Annotated in this window: 14 protein-coding genes; 13 read left to right on the top strand and 1 reads right to left on the bottom strand. The window is 67.5% G+C overall.

The annotated features are described in order from the left end of the window. The first annotated feature begins 125 nt into the window (after nt 1–125). The 7 genes from DES47_RS10225 to DES47_RS10195 all read left to right on the top strand — a co-directional run bounded on the left by DES47_RS10225 (nt 126) and on the right by DES47_RS10195 (nt 8,065). The gene (locus DES47_RS10225; RefSeq protein WP_133700551.1) at nt 126–2,171 is read left to right on the top strand and encodes a bifunctional aldolase/short-chain dehydrogenase; all 2,046 of its coding nucleotides are present in this window, start codon (nt 126–128) and stop codon (nt 2,169–2,171) included. A gap of 9 nt (nt 2,172–2,180) precedes the next feature. Continuing rightward, nucleotides 2,181–3,281 (top strand): S-methyl-5-thioribose-1-phosphate isomerase, encoded by a 1,101-nt coding sequence (mtnA, locus tag DES47_RS10220; protein ID WP_133700550.1) that lies wholly within the window; start codon nt 2,181–2,183, stop codon nt 3,279–3,281. Continuing rightward, nucleotides 3,278–4,108 carry a purine-nucleoside phosphorylase gene (locus DES47_RS10215; protein ID WP_133700549.1) on the top strand — a complete coding sequence of 277 codons (831 nt, stop codon included), beginning with the start codon at nt 3,278–3,280 and terminating at the stop codon, nt 4,106–4,108. Before mtnA ends, DES47_RS10215 begins: the two co-directional genes overlap by 4 nt. 56 nt (nt 4,109–4,164) lie before the next feature. Then, a complete protein-coding gene (gene mnmA, locus DES47_RS10210; RefSeq protein WP_208114951.1) occupies nt 4,165–5,274 on the top strand; it encodes a tRNA 2-thiouridine(34) synthase MnmA in 1,110 nt (369 codons plus the stop codon). 118 nt (nt 5,275–5,392) lie between these two features. Next, the gene (locus DES47_RS10205) at nt 5,393–7,051 is read left to right on the top strand and encodes an AMP-binding protein (protein WP_133700548.1); all 1,659 of its coding nucleotides are present in this window, start codon (nt 5,393–5,395) and stop codon (nt 7,049–7,051) included. Next, entirely contained in the window at nt 7,048–7,581 is a 534-nt protein-coding gene (locus tag DES47_RS10200) for a GNAT family N-acetyltransferase (RefSeq protein WP_166651947.1), read from the top strand. The genes DES47_RS10205 and DES47_RS10200 overlap by 4 nt, the downstream gene beginning before the upstream one ends. A 103-nt stretch (nt 7,582–7,684) precedes the next feature. After that, complete coding sequence (locus DES47_RS10195; protein WP_133700546.1) at nt 7,685–8,065, top strand: hypothetical protein; 381 nt, start codon at nt 7,685–7,687, stop codon at nt 8,063–8,065. Between the two features lie 10 nt (nt 8,066–8,075). On the opposite strand, the gene DES47_RS10190 is transcribed toward DES47_RS10195, so the two are convergent. Next, entirely contained in the window at nt 8,076–8,609 is a 534-nt protein-coding gene (locus tag DES47_RS10190) for a CAP domain-containing protein (RefSeq protein WP_166651946.1), read from the bottom strand. Nucleotides 8,610–8,682: 73 nt separating this feature from the next. Here DES47_RS10190 and DES47_RS10185 point away from each other — a divergent pair, with 73 nt between their 5' ends. The 6 genes from DES47_RS10185 (at nt 8,683) to DES47_RS10160 (ending at nt 14,535) form a co-directional block, all read left to right on the top strand. Further along, complete coding sequence (locus tag DES47_RS10185) at nt 8,683–9,948, top strand: efflux RND transporter periplasmic adaptor subunit (protein WP_133700544.1); 1,266 nt, start codon at nt 8,683–8,685, stop codon at nt 9,946–9,948. After that, entirely contained in the window at nt 9,945–10,637 is a 693-nt protein-coding gene (locus DES47_RS10180; protein WP_133700543.1) for an ABC transporter ATP-binding protein, read from the top strand. The genes DES47_RS10185 and DES47_RS10180 overlap by 4 nt, the downstream gene beginning before the upstream one ends. 18 nt (nt 10,638–10,655) lie before the next feature. Then, nucleotides 10,656–11,813 carry an ABC transporter permease gene (locus DES47_RS10175; protein WP_133700542.1) on the top strand — a complete coding sequence of 386 codons (1,158 nt, stop codon included), beginning with the start codon at nt 10,656–10,658 and terminating at the stop codon, nt 11,811–11,813. 436 nt (nt 11,814–12,249) lie between these two features. Beyond that, nucleotides 12,250–13,419 carry an ABC transporter permease gene (locus tag DES47_RS10170; protein WP_243748246.1) on the top strand — a complete coding sequence of 390 codons (1,170 nt, stop codon included), beginning with the start codon at nt 12,250–12,252 and terminating at the stop codon, nt 13,417–13,419. A 101-nt stretch (nt 13,420–13,520) separates the two neighbouring features. Further along, nucleotides 13,521–14,096 carry a nucleotidyltransferase domain-containing protein gene (locus DES47_RS10165; protein WP_133700540.1) on the top strand — a complete coding sequence of 192 codons (576 nt, stop codon included), beginning with the start codon at nt 13,521–13,523 and terminating at the stop codon, nt 14,094–14,096. Continuing rightward, a complete protein-coding gene (locus DES47_RS10160) occupies nt 14,080–14,535 on the top strand; it encodes a hypothetical protein (protein ID WP_133700539.1) in 456 nt (151 codons plus the stop codon). Before DES47_RS10165 ends, DES47_RS10160 begins: the two co-directional genes overlap by 17 nt. Nucleotides 14,536–14,641: the final 106 nt, after the last annotated feature.

Below are 14,641 nucleotides of genomic sequence, written 5' to 3'. Positions count from 1 at the left end.
GCCCAGTCTCCTGCGCGCCTCGGCGCCCGCGTCCGGCGGCGATGAAGCTATTTTTTGATCCAACGCTGGTCGCCGCGCCCGCGGCCCGCTACGCTGTGCCCTGTTCAACCTCAGGCATCAGCAGCATGAAGAGTTTGTGGAAGCCCGACGAAGCTCAGCGCTTTATCGACAACTACCAGCACGTGCCGGCAGAGCTGGCGCTGCGCACCTATTCGGCGCGGCTGCTGGGCGGTGACCCCAGCCTGGTGCTGCATGGCGGCGGCAACACCTCGGTCAAGCTGACCCAGCGCGATGTGTTCGGCGACGAGGTCGAGGTGCTGTGCGTCAAGGGCAGCGGCTGGGATCTGGCCAAGATCGAGCCGGCCGGCCATCCGGCGGTGCGCTTGGGCCCGCTGCAGCGGCTGCGCCAGCTGGCCCAGTTGTCGGACCCCGATATGGTCAATGTCCTGCGCCTGAACCTGCTCGACTGCAATGCGCCGACGCCCTCGGTCGAGACCCTGCTCCACGCCTATGTACCAGCCCGCTACATCGACCATACCCATGCGGTGGCGGCAATGGTGATCGCCGACCAGCCCGACAGCGAGGCGCTGTGCCAGCAGATCTACGGCGAGCGGCTGATCTGGATTCCGTACGTGATGCCCGGCTTCGAGCTGGCCCAGGTGGTGGCTCGCGCGGTCGAGGCCCGGCCCGAGGCCCAGGGCCTGCTGCTGGCCCAGCATGGCCTGTTCTCGTTCGGCGACACGGCCCGGCAAAGCTACGAGCGGATGATCGAATTCGTCACGCTGGCCGAGGACTTCATTGCCCGGCGGGCCGCCCCGGCATCGCCCACCGAGGCAGCCCCGGCCAACCTGGCCCGCATCGCCGATATCGCCCCGCATCTGCGCGCCGCCTATGCCGAGCAGTCGCCTCTGCAGGGCCGCCACTGGGTATTCGATCTGCGCGATTCACCGGCGGCGCTGGCCTTCTCATCGGGACTGGGCCGAAGCAAGGCAGCTCAACGCGGTGTGGCCACGCCAGACCATGTGATCAGGATGAAGGGCCGGCCCATGGTGCTGGAAGCCCCTGAGCAGGGCCGGATAGACGACTGGGCACTGAGCCTGCGCGGCCATCTGGCCGGCTTCCAGGACCACTACCACGCCTACTTCCGCCGCAACAACACCCGCGTCGGCGGCATCAAGATCGAGCTGGACCGCCTGCCCCGCGCCATCGTTGTGCCCCATCTGGGGCTCCTGGGTGTGGGCCGCTCGGCCGCCGAGGCGGCGGTCAATGCCGACATCATCGAATGCTGGATGCAGGTCGTGACCCAGGCCGAGGCGATAGGCCGCTACACGCCGGTCGGCGAGGCCGACGAGTTCGACATGGAGTACTGGTCGCTGGAGCAGGCCAAGCTGGGCAGGACCTTGCCGCCACCCGAGCAGGGCCGCGTGGTCGTGATCACCGGCGCCGGCAGCGGCATTGGCGCGGCCACCGCGAAGGCCTTTGCGGCCCGCGGCGCCGAGGTGGCCCTGCTCGATCTTGACGGCCATGCGGCGCAGGCCGTCGCCCAGTCGATAGGCCGCCACGCGCTGGCGCTGCAATGCGACGTTTGCGATGTCGTGTCGGTGCAGGCCGCCTTCGATGCGGTGGTGCGGCGCTTCGGCGGCATCGATGTGCTGGTGTCCAACGCCGGCATGGCCACCCAGGGCAGCATGCTGGGCCTGGAGGATGCCGCACTGCGCCGCAGCTTCGAGGTCAATTTCTTCGGCCACCAGAATGTGGCGCGTGCCACGGTACGCATCATGCAGACGCAGGGCATGGGCGGTGCGCTGCTGTTCAACGTGTCCAAGCAGGCGGTCAACCCGGGCCCCGACTTCGGCGCCTACGGCACAGCCAAGGCGGCGCTGCTGGCTCTGGTGCGGCAGTACGCGCTGGAGCACGGCCGCGACGGCATACGCGTCAACGCCGTCAATGCCGACCGCATACGCTCGGGCCTGCTCAACGAGCAGATGATCGCCAGCCGCGCCCAGGCGCGCGGCGTCAGCGAGGCCCAGTACATGGCCGGCAATCTGCTGGAACGGGAGGTCACGGCCGACGATGTGGCCCAGGCCTTCGTGCTGTCGGCCCAGCTCACCAAGTCCACCGGCAACATCATCTGCGTCGACGGCGGCAATGTCGCCGCGATGCTGCGCTGAGAGGTCAAGATGCTGATCAACGGAGAAGCCTGGCGCACCATATGGCGCGAGCCCGATGGCGCGGTCGGCGTGATCGACCAGCGCGCCCTGCCCCATTACCTGGAGACGCGGCGCCTGTGTAGCTGCGCCGAGGTCGAAGTCGCGATCCGCGATATGTGGGTGCGCGGCGCGCCGCTGATAGGCGCCGCCGCCGCCTACGGCCTGGCCCTGGCGATGCGCGAAGAGGCCTCGGATGCGGCGCTGGACGAGGCCTGCGCGCGCCTGCTGGCCACCCGGCCGACCGCCGTCAATCTGCGCTGGGCGCTGGATCGCCTGAGCCGCCAGCTGCGCCCGGCGCCGGCGGCGGACCGCAGGCAGATGGCCTATCTGCTGGCGGCCGAGCTGTGCAACGAGGACGTGGCCATCAACCAGAGCCTGGGCCATCACGGCCTGGCCCTGATCAAGGCCGCCGCAGCGCGCCATCCCGGCCGCCGGCTGAACATCCTGACCCACTGCAATGCCGGCTGGCTGGCCACGGTGGACTGGGGCACGGCCACCTCGGCCATCTACCAGGCCTTCGACGCCGGCATTGAGCTGCATGTCTGGGTGGATGAGACCCGGCCGCGCAACCAGGGCGCCTCGCTGACGGCCTGGGAGCTGGGGCGGCACGGCGTGCCGCACAGCCTGATCGTGGACAACGCCGGCGGTCATCTGATGCAGCATGGTCAGGTCGACCTGTGCATCGTCGGCGCCGACCGCGTGACGGCCCATGGCGACGTCTGCAACAAGATAGGCACCTATCTGAAAGCGCTGGCCGCGCATGACAACGATGTGCCCTTTTACGTCGCCATGCCCTCGCCAACGCTGGACCTGACGGTCAGCGACGGCCTGCGCGAGATCACCATAGAAAACCGCTCGGCGGACGAGATCGCCATGGTCAGCGGCATTGCCGCCGACGGGCGCTTGGAGACCGTGCGCATCGCCCCGCACGGCAGCTCCTGCTCAACCAATCCGGGCTTCGATGTCACGCCCGCGCGCCTGGTCACCGGGCTGATCACCGAGCGGGGAGTCTGCGCCGCCAACCCGGCGGCGATTGCGGCAATGTTCGGCACGCCGGAGAAACACCGATGAGTCAGATGATGGAACGAGTGGATCGCATCAAGGCCTCGCTGCAGCGGCATGGCGTGGGCGAGGGCTTGGAAGTCGGCCTGATACTGGGCTCGGGCCTGGGCCGGATGGTGGACGCCATCGGCGACGCACGTCGCATCCCCTATGCCGAGATCGACGGCCTGCCCACCTCCACCGCGCCTGGCCATGCCGGCCAGCTGGTGCTGGGGCTTCTCGCCGGCCGCCGCGTCGTCGCCATGCAGGGGCGTTTTCATCTGTACGAGGGCTGGAGCGCGCAGGACGTGGCCTGCCCGGTCTATGCGATGCAACGCCTGGGCTGCCGCCACCTGATCGTCACCAACGCCGCCGGCGCACTGAACCCCGACTTCGCCCCCGGCGAGGTGATGCTGATCGACGACCACATCAATCTGCTGGGCGTCAATCCACTGACCGGCCCCAATGACGAGCGACTGGGCCTGCGCTTCCCCGACCTGTCGCGGGCCTACTGGCCGGCGCACCGCGAGCTTGTCGCGACGCAGGCCGCCAGGCTGGGCACGCCGCTGCAGCGCGGCATCTATGTGGCCACGCCGGGCCCCTCGCTGGAGACCTCGGCCGAGCGCCGCTTCATGCGCCTGGCCGGCGGCGACGCGGTGGGCATGTCCACCGTGCTGGAAGTGATTGCCGCCAACCACGCCGGGCTGCACGCGCTGGGCCTATCGGCGATCTGCAATGTCGCCACCGGTTCCAAGCACCAGCAGCCGGACACGATAGAGGCGGTGCTGGCCCACGCGGCCCAGGCCGGTGTGCATATGGCGCGGTTGCTGGAAGCCTGTTTGCCCGAACTCACCTGAGCAAAGGCCCCGCGCCGACCGGACCGGGGGCCGGTCGATAAAATCCGCCGATGGTGATGAACAGTAAAAAACAACGCGTGGTGGTGGGCCTGAGCGGCGGTGTCGATTCGGCGGTGAGCGCCTGGCTGCTCAAGCAGCAGGGCCACGAGGTGGTCGGCATCTTCATGAAGAACTGGGAAGATGACGACGACAGCGAATACTGCTCGTCGAATATCGACTTCGTCGACGCCGCGGCCGTGGCCGATGTGATCGGCATCGAGATCGAGCACGTCAACTTCGCCGCCGACTACAAGGACCGCGTGTTCGCCGAGTTCCTGCGCGAGTACCAGGCCGGCCGCACGCCCAACCCCGACATACTGTGCAATGCCGAGATCAAGTTCAAGGCCTTTCTGGACCATGCGATGCGCCTCGGCGCCGAGAAGATCGCCACCGGCCACTATGCCCGGGTGCGGGAGCGCAACAACAGTTTCGAGTTGTTGAAGGGCCTGGACCCGCTGAAGGATCAGAGCTATTTCCTGCACCGTCTGAACCAGGCCCAGCTGGCCAGCACCCTGTTCCCGGTCGGCGAACTGCCCAAGACCGAGGTGCGCCGCCTGGCCGAGGAGATCGGCCTGCCCAACGCGAAGAAGAAGGACTCGACCGGCATCTGCTTCATCGGCGAGCGGCCGTTCCGCGAATTCCTGAACCGCTATCTGTCGCATCAGCCCGGGCCCATCAAGGACGATCGCGGCCGCAAGCTCGGCGAGCATGTGGGGCTCAGCTTCTACACCCTGGGCCAGCGCAAGGGCATAGGCGTGGGCGGCGTCAAGGAGAAGGGCGCACCGCGCGGCGGCGGCGAGCACGAGCCCTGGTTCGTGGCGCGCAAGGACATGGCGACCAACACGCTGTACATCGTGCAGGGCCATGAGCACCCCTGGCTGCAGTACACCGCCCTGACGGCCGAAGACGTCAGCTGGGCGGCCGGCCACCCGCCGCCAACAGGTGCCTACGCGGCCAAGAGCCGCTACCGTCAGAGCGACGCCGCCTGCGGCTTCGAGCCCACCGAGGCCGGCTTCAAGTTGAGCTTCGCCGACAGGCAATGGGCCGTCACGCCGGGTCAGTCGGCCGTGCTCTACGACGGCGAGGTCTGCCTGGGCGGCGGGGTGATCTGCGCGGCCTGGGCCTGAATCCGGCGCGCACCACCGATTGCGCCATTCCCTTGTTCCAGCGCAGTCCCGGGCTGCCACCAAGGCCGCATACTCGGCCGTGCACGCGGGCCCTGTCCCGCGGCAAGGAGCGGCACAGATGAACAAGCCATGGCTCGTCCAGTACCCGCCCGGGGTTCCGGCCGAGATCGACATCGAACAGTTCGCCTCGCTGAAGGAAGTGCTGGCCTCCAGCTGCGCGCGCTTTGCCGACCTGCCCGCCTTCAACTCGATGGGCACGGTCATGACCTACCGGCAGCTCGACGAGGCCAGCCGCGCCTTTGCGGCCTGGCTGCAGCAGGTGGCCCAGCTGCGGCGCGGCGATCGCGTCGCCCTGATGCTGCCCAATCTGCTGCAGTACCCGGTGGCGCTGTTCGGCGTGCTGCGCGCCGGCATGGTGGCGGTCAACGTCAACCCGCTCTACACGCCACGCGAGCTCGAGCACCAGCTCAGCGACTCCGGCGCCACCGTCATCGTGGTGCTGGAGAACTTCGCGCACACGCTGGAGCAGGTCATCAAGGCCACGTCGGTACGCAGGGTGATCACGACGCAGGCCGGCGACCTGCTGCCGCCGCTGAAGCGGCTGCTGACGAACTTCGTCGTCAAGCAGGTGCGCAAGCAGGTGCCGCCATGGCGGCTGCCCGGTGCGGTGGACTTCAGGCAGGTGCTGGCCGCCGGCCGTGCGCAGGCGCTCGACGACGTGCCGCTGACCCGCGACGACCTGGCCTTCCTGCAGTACACCGGAGGCACCACCGGCGTGGCCAAGGGCACGATGCTCAGCCACGGCAATATGGTGGCCAATGTGCTGCAGGTGGCGGCCTGGATGTCGCCCAATCTGATCGACGGCCAGGAGACCGTGGTCATTCCGCTGCCGCTGTATCACGTGTTCGCACTGACCGGCTGCCTGTCCTTCTTCAGCAAGGGTGCGCAGATTCTGCTGATCGCCAACCCGCGCGACATGCCGGCCTTCCTCAAGGCGCTCAGGCAGACGCGCTTTACCGCCATCATCGGCGTGAACACCCTGTTCCGCGCCATGCTCGACACACCGGATTTCGCCGATGTCGATCTGCATCATCTGAAGCTCGCGGTGGCCGGGGGCATGGCCGTGCAGCATGTGATCGCCCATCGCTGGAAGGAGCGCGCCGGCGTGCCCCTGGTTGAGGGCTATGGCCTCACCGAGAGCGCACCGGTGGCGATCGCCAACCCGGTCACCATCCAGGAGTGGAGCGGCCAGATCGGCGTGCCACTGCCCAGCACCGAAGCCGCCATCCTCGGCGACGACGACAAGCCCGTCGCACCGGGTCAGGTGGGCGAGATCTGCCTGCGCGGGCCGCAGGTGATGCAGGGCTACTGGCAGCGGCCGGAGGAAACCGCCAAGGTGTTCACAGCGAACGGCTGGCTGCGCACCGGCGACATGGGCCTGATGGACGAGCGCGGTGGCATACGCATCACCGACCGCAAGAAGGACATGATCGTGGTCTCCGGTTTCAAGGTCTTCCCCAACGAGGTCGAGGATGTGCTGACCATGCACCCCGGCGTGCTGGAGGCCGGAGCGATCGGCGTGCCCGATGATCGCTCCGGTGAAGCGGTCAAGGTGGTGGTGGTCCGCAAGGATCCGGCGCTGACCGAGGCCGAGCTGCTCGCCCATTGCAAGCAGCACCTGACCGGCTACAAGATGCCGCGCATCGTCGAGTTCCGCAGCGAGCCCCTGCCCAAGACCAATATCGGCAAGATCCTGCGGCGCGAGTTGCGCGTGTGAAGCCGCCGCCCCGCTTTCGTCCGCGGCGCATCGTCCTGCGCAATGGCCGCGAGGTGACGCTGCGCGCGATTGCCGAGACCGATGCGGCGGAGATTGTGCAGGCCTTCGAGCGGCTGTCGCCCGAGTCGCGCTACAGCCGCTTCATGCAGCACAAGAAACGCATCAGTGATATCGCCCTTGAGCGCGGGGTGCGCCCGCAGCCCGGCCGCGAGTTTGCCTTCGTGGTAACGATTCCGGCCGCCGACGGCATCGACATCGTTGCGGCCGCGCAGTACGTCGCCACGGCTCCGGGCGATGTCGAGACCTGCGAGTTCGCGATCACCGTGGCCGAAGACTGGCGCGGCACCGGCATCGCCCGCCGCCTGCTCGCCAGTCTGCTGCGCCGGGCGCGGCGCGATGGCTACAAGACGATGGAAGGCTGGGTGACCGCGGCGAACACGTCAATGCTGATGCTGGCACGCAGGCTCCACTTCAAGGTGGAGCCGGTGCCGGGCGATGCGACCGTGCTGCGCGTGCAGCGCGCGCTGTAGCCACAACGCTTCTGTTCCTTTTGGATACATGCTCGGCGCGTCACAGGCGCCGAATGCCGGCACACTGACCGCTGGGCCCGATCCGGGCGCATGGAAACCCGGCATGAAGCAGCAACCCTGGAGACTGGCATTGATCGCGTTGGGGCTGCTGGCCGGCTGTGCCTCGGCGCCGCCGCCCAAGCCGCTGCCCGCCCCACCGCCACCCGCTGCACGCCCCGCCCCCGCGCAGACCGACGCGCAGCGCCGCACCGAGTTCGACCGCAGCCTGGACCATTGGCATGGCGCACGCACGCAGGAGCTGTTTGCCAAGCTGGGGGCACCGAAGTCGAGCACCCGCAGCGGTGACGGCACGCTCGTCCACCTCTATGCCCGGTCGGCACAACTCAAAGGGCCCAAGGGCCCGGTGACCTTCAGCTGCGTGGTCCGCTACATCGTCAACGAACGCAGTGACCGCATCATCAACCACAGCATCGAGGGCTGCTGATCGCCAGCTGCTACTCCTGCAAGCCGCGCCCCAGGTGCAGCACCCAGAAGGGCTCGCCACTGGCACGACCAGGCACGCAGGCCATGCCTACATCGACGAATCGTGGCTCCAGCAGATTGGCGCAATGCGCCGGACTGGTCAGCCACAGGGCCAGCAGCTCGTCCACCTGCTCGGGGCCGGCGGCCAGGTTCTCGCCGGCCAGGCGCAGGCGGTAGCCCGCCGCGCGGAAGCGGTCGCGCAACACGCTGTGGCGCAGCGGATCGATCTGATCGCGCTCGGCCAGCTCGCGCGCATAGCCATGGGCCGATTGCGCCAGGCGTTCGTCCCAGCGCAGCGATGGGGCGGCGGCAAAGGCGGAGGCCCCGCAACTCCCGCCCCGGGCACGCAAATCGTTGAGCTGACGCAGGGCCTCGGCCTGGGTGTTCATGGCGCTGCAGGGCGTTGGCTCGCCCAGCGCCAACGGCGTGGCCAAGCAGAGCAGCAGGCCCCAGGCCGGTGCGAACGGCATGAGGCCTTGCATCAGGCAGGGCTTGAAGCGTGTCATGGACGGAGATGGTAACGATCGGAGCGCCGCGCCGTGCACAATGCGCTCACTCCAAGCACAAGCGCATAGCACCATGGCAGAGAACGACAAGGCTTCGCTGACCCAGCTCAAGATCGATCGCAGCGCGCCGGTCGCGCGCAAGCGCCGCCGCTGGGTGCGCTGGGCGGTGGTGGCGGTGCTGCTGGCCGGCGCCGCGGCCGTGGCTCTGATGCCGCGCTCGCAGGATGTGCAGGCCACGGCCGTGCTGGTCAGCTATCCCTCGCAGCAATATGTGCAGCTCACCGCCTCGGGCTATGTCGTCGCCCAGCGCCGTGCGGCTGTGGCCTCCAAGGCGACGGGGCGGCTGCTGGAGCTGAATGTGCGCGAGGGCAGCAAGGTCAGGAAGGGCGATCTGCTGGCGCGGCTGGACGCCAGCGATGTGCAGGCGGCGATGGCTGCCACCCAGGCCGGCGTGCGCCAGGCCGAGGCCGCGCAGCGCCAGGCCGAGACCGGCGTGCGCCAGGCCCAGGTGGAGCAGCTGAATGCCGAGGCCGAGTTCAAGCGGGCGCAGAGCCTGCAGGGCCAGGGCTTCATCTCGGCGCAAAGCCTGGAGGCCACGCAGCGCCGCTTCGACGCCGCCCGCGCCTCGCTGGCCACCGCCCAGGCCGCCGTGGCCCAGGCCCAGGCCAGCGTCGCCCAGGCCCAGGCGCAAACCCGGGTGCAGCAGGTGAACCAGGACTTCACCGAGATCCGCGCGCCCTTCGATGGCGTGGTGCTGGTGAAGAACGCGAACGTGGGCGACATCATCACGCCCTTCTCCAGCGCCGCCGGCAGCCAGGGCGCGGTGGTGACGATGGCCGATATGAGCACCCTGGAGGTCGAGGCCGATGTGTCGGAGAGCAATCTGTCCAAGGCCACCATCGGCCAGCCGGTCGAGATCACGCTGGACGCCCTGCCCGAGCTGCGCCTGCGCGGCAAGGTCGGCAGCATCGTGCCGACGGTGGACCGCGCCAAGGCGACCGTCATGACCAAGATCCAGTTCGAGAAGCTGGACCCGCGCATCCTGCCCGAGATGAGCGCCAAGGTCAGCTTCCTGTCCCAGGCTGCCAGCGAGGCCGACCAGCAGAAGGTGCTGGCCGTCAATCCGGGCAGCGTGCTCGAGCGCGACGGCAAGAGGCTGGTGCTGCGCATCCAGGGCGAGGCCGGCGCACAGACCGTCGAGGCGGTCGAGGTCAAGACCGGCCGCAAGCTCGGCGATGCATTGGAAGTGAGCGGCGCGCTGAAGGCCGGCGACAAGCTGGTGCTCAAGCCCGATGCCAGGCTGCAGACCGGCGCCAAGGTGAGTGTCAGCGCCAAATGAGCGAGGAAGCCCTCATTTGCATTCGTGGGCTGTCCAAGTCCTACACCCGCGCCGATCAGCAGATCCCGGTGCTGCTGAACATCGATCTGGACGTGCCCGCCGGCGACTTCGTCGCGCTGATGGGCCCCAGCGGCTCGGGCAAGAGCACGCTGCTGAACCTGATCGCCGGCATCGACAAGCCCAGCTCCGGCAGCATCCATATCGGCGGCGTCGACATCGCCACCTTGAGCGAGGCCGCGCTGGCCGACTGGCGCGCCGCCAACGTCGGCTTCATCTTCCAGTTCTACAACCTGATGCCGGTCCTGACGGCTTTCGAGAACGTCGAGCTGCCGCTGCTGCTGACCAGCCTGTCGTCAAGGCAACGCAAGCAGCATGTGCAGGCGGCGCTGGAGATGGTGAGGCTGACCGACCGCATGGACCACTATCCCAACGAGCTGTCCGGCGGTCAGCAGCAGCGCGTGGCGATTGCCCGCGCCCTGGTCAGCGACCCGACGCTGATCGTCGCCGACGAACCGACCGGCGACCTCGACCGCGTCACCGGCGAAGAGGTGCTGAGCCTGCTCGACAACCTGAACCGCAGCCTGGGCAAGACCATCGTGATGGTGACGCACGACCCCAAGGCGGCCTCGCGCGCGCGGCGCATGGTGCACCTGGAAAAGGGCGTGCTGGTCGACGACGCCCCGGCCTGACGCGAACGGCAACGCACCATGTTCCTGTTCAAGCTGCTGCTGAAGAACGCCTTCCGCCACAAGCTGCGCACCGGCCTGACGATGGTCGGCCTGGTGGTGGCGATCTGCGCCTTCGGCCTGCTACGCACCATCGTCAGCGCCTGGTATGCCGGCGTCGAGAGCAGTTCCAGCACCCGGCTGGTGACGCGCAGCGCGGTCTCGCTGACCTTCAGCCTGCCGCTGAGCTACGCCGGCCGCATCAAGGCCATCGACGGCGTGACCGGCATCTCCTGGTCGAACTGGTTTGGCGGCATCTACCAGGAACCACGCAACTTCTTCCCGCAGTTCGCCGTCGATCCGCAAAGCTATCTGGCCCTGTACCCGGAGTACCAGCTGACCGACGAGGAGAAGCTGGCCTTCTACCGGGACCGCAAGGGCTGCGTGGTCGGCAAGAAGCTGGCCGACAAGTTCGGCTGGAAGCTCGGCGACGTGGTGCCCATCAAGGGCACCATCTACCCCGGCACCTGGAACTTCACGATACGCGGTATCTGGACCGGCGCCGAGGCCAGCACCGACGAGAACCAGTTGCTGTTCCACTGGGCCTATATCAACGAGAGCCTGCGCAAGCGCCTGGGCAATCGCGCGGACACGGTGGGCGTCTACATCGTCGGCATCAACGAACCGAACAACGCCGCGCTGATCTCGCAGCGGGTGGACACCGCCTTCAAGAACTCGCTGGCCGAAACGCTGACCGAGACCGAGAAGGCCTTCCAGCTCGGCTTTGTGTCGATGAGCGAGGCCATCCTGGTGGCCATACAGGCGGTCAGCTTCATCATTGTCATCATCATCATGGCGGTGATGGCCAACACCATGACGATGACGGCCCGCGAGCGACTGGCCGAATACGCCACGCTCAAGGCGCTGGGCTTCCCGCCCGAGTTCGTCGTCAAGCTGCTGTTCGGCGAGAGCCTGTTCATCGCGCTGCTGGGCGGCCTGCTGGGCCTGCTGCTGACCCTGCCGCTGGCCAGCGGCTTTGGTGCGGCCGTGGGCAGCCTGCTGCCGCGCTTTCATGTCTCGGCCGGCACCATGGCGCTGCAGATGGGGGCCGCGCTGATCGTCGGCCTGGTGGCCGCCGCCTGGCCGGCGTGGAAGATGAGCCGTATCGATATCGTTCAAGGGCTGCGTCATGTGGCGTAGCCCGTATGCAGGCCGCAGGCCGGAATGCGGGGGCTGAGATGGAATTGATCGACTTGCCACTGGGTGTCGGTGCTTGGCGCCTGGAGTTGTTCGCGTGGCGGAGGGGGCGGGGGGCCGGCCACGACGGGCTGAAGCTTGGGCCGGTCCCTTCGGACCGACCTCCAGCTTCTTTATGCCCGCCATGGCCGGCCCCCCACCCCCTCTGCGGATACGCTGTTGGCCCCCAACCCAGAGTAGTGCCCGTGGCTCGCGGATTGGCGAGCCCGCACATCGGCTGCAGCAGGGGCGAGGGCGGGCCGGTCGCAGCGGGCATAGAGAAGCCGGAGTCCGGTCCGTCCAGGGCCGGGCAAGGCTTCAGCCCGCAGCGGCCGGCGCGCCCTCGTCCCTGCCGCTCCACGTTTCCTGCGGCGAAGGGCGCGCGCAGCGCGGCGGAGAAGTGAAAGCCATCCCCCTGTCCTACATCGCCCGCAACCTCTGGGTGCGGCGCGTCACCACCCTGCTGACGGCCGGCGGCATGGCCCTGGTCGTCTATGTGTTCGCCACCGTGCTGATGATGAGCGAGGGCATACGCGCCACGCTTGTGGCCACCGGCCAGCCGGACAATGTGATGGTCCTGCGCAAGGGCGCCGGTGCCGAGATCAACTCGGGTATCACGCGGGACCAGGCCGCCATCATCGAGAGCCTGCCCGGCATTGCGCTGAGCGCCGAGGGCCGGCCCCTGGTCAGCAAAGAGCCGGTGGTGCTGAACAATCTGCCCAAGAGCGGCAGCGGCAAGCCCAGCAATGTGACGGTGCGCGGCACGTCCGAGATCGGTCTGCAGCTGCGCCCCCAGGTCAGGCTGGTCGAGGGCCGCATGTTCCGGCCAGGCACCTCGGAGATTATCACCGGCTCCGCCGTGGCCAAGGGCTTTCAGGGCGCCAAGCTGGGCGACAGCCTGCGCTTTGCCGGCCGCGACTGGGTGGTGGTGGGTGTGTTCGATGCCGGCCGCACCGGCTTCGACTCCGAGATCTGGGGCGACGCCAACCAGATGATGCAGGCCTTCCGCCGCCAGGCCTTCTCCAGCGTGGTGTTCCGCCTGGGCCGCGTCGACGCCTTCGATGGCATCAAGGCCACGCTGGACGCCGACCCGCGCCTGACCGTCGAGCCCAAGCGCGAGCAGCGCTTCTATGCCGACCAGTCCGAGGCGCTGGCCAATTTCATCAGCATCCTGGGCACGGCGCTGTCGGTGATCTTCTCGATCGGCGCCATCGTCGGCGCGATGATCACCATGTTCGCCGCCGTGGCCTCGCGCATCGGCGAGATCGGCACGCTGCGCGCGCTGGGTTTCCGGCGCGGCGCGGTGCTGATCGCGTTCCTGGGCGAGTCGCTGCTGCTGTCCCTGGTCGGCGGCCTGATCGGCTTGGGGCTGGCCGCGCTGATGCAGAGCGTGGACATTTCCACGACCAATTTCCAGACCTTCTCCGAACTGGCCTTTCAGTTCAAGCTGACTCCTGGCATCGTCGTGCAGACGCTGGCCTTCGCCCTGTTCATGGGCCTGCTGGGCGGATTCGTGCCGGCCTGGCGCGCAGCAAGGCTGAAGATCGTCGATTGCCTGCGGGCGGCTTGATTCCTTGCGAATGGACGAGAAAATCCCTGGAATAGGGATTTATATCCCCATTCCAGGGAAGTACCTATAATAGGGATGTTCATCCACTATTCAGGGATTACATGAGTTCCGTGGACTTTCTCTTCACCCCCACGGTCCAGCGCGTGCTGGGCACGACGCTGACCCGCCCGGACCGCTCGTTCACCCTTCAAGAATTGCTGCGCAGCGCTGCAGCGGGTCGAGGTAGCGCCCAGCAGCAGATCGACCGCCTGGTGCAGGCCGGCGTGCTCGTCGAGGAGCCGCGCAGGGGACGTCAACGCAGCATTCGAGCCAACACCGAGTTCTTCCTCTACCCCGAGCTCAGAAGCATCGCCCTGAAGACTTTCGGTCTCATCGAACCGGTTCGCGAAGCCCTGCAACCCTATGCGGACCGCATTGAGAAGGCCTTTGTCTTTGGTTCGGTGGTAAAAGGCACAGACACCAGTCAGAGCGACATAGACGTTATGGTGATCGGCCTGGTGCCTCAACTGGAACTGTTCGAGGTCACCAGCCGGCTGCAGCAAACGCTCGGACGCAGGGTGCAATTCAACGTCTACGAACCGGCGGAATGGCGTGATCTGGTCGCGAACGACCCGGTGGTCTCCCAAATCGCCGGCGGACCCAGGCTGGAGGTTCTTCCGTATGCCAAGACCGATTGAATACGACAACCTGATCAAGACGCGAGCGCTCGAAGCCGTCCAGCCCACGCCCGGCGCCGTGGCCGGTTTTCTGAAGAATGCCGAGAATTTTCTGCTGCTGTCGAAGACACTGCTCGCAGGCGTGCCGGTAGCGACCGAGCCCATGCAGACCTTCACGAATGCCTACGAGGGCTATCACCAGTTGGTGCAAGCGGTGCTCGAATTCCACGAAGTACGCACCAAGGAATCCGGTCGTGCCCTGGCCATCCAGCGCGTCAGCGCCGACCTGAAACTGTCTGCCCCCGAGATGGCGGCCGTCATCCGCGCACACGACCGGCGCAACGACACCTCCTACCGATCTCCATTTCCACCGCTGTCCAAGGCGGATGCAAGAACGATGGTGGAAATCTTGGAGAAGTATCTCCCGGTGGCACGGGCGATCACGGGGGTCGGCGCCTGACGACGTGGCTGGTGTCCACCAGCGTGACGCCCTTCACGGCGCCACCTCGACAAACCGCCCCCAAACCCATCATCAACCCCTACCATTGAGCCGGACGCTGGCGCAC

It is taken from the genome of Roseateles toxinivorans (assembly GCF_004362525.1).
GTDB lineage: Bacteria > Pseudomonadota > Gammaproteobacteria > Burkholderiales > Burkholderiaceae_C > Paucibacter > Paucibacter toxinivorans.
This window is presented reverse-complemented; position numbering and strand designations above follow the sequence as displayed.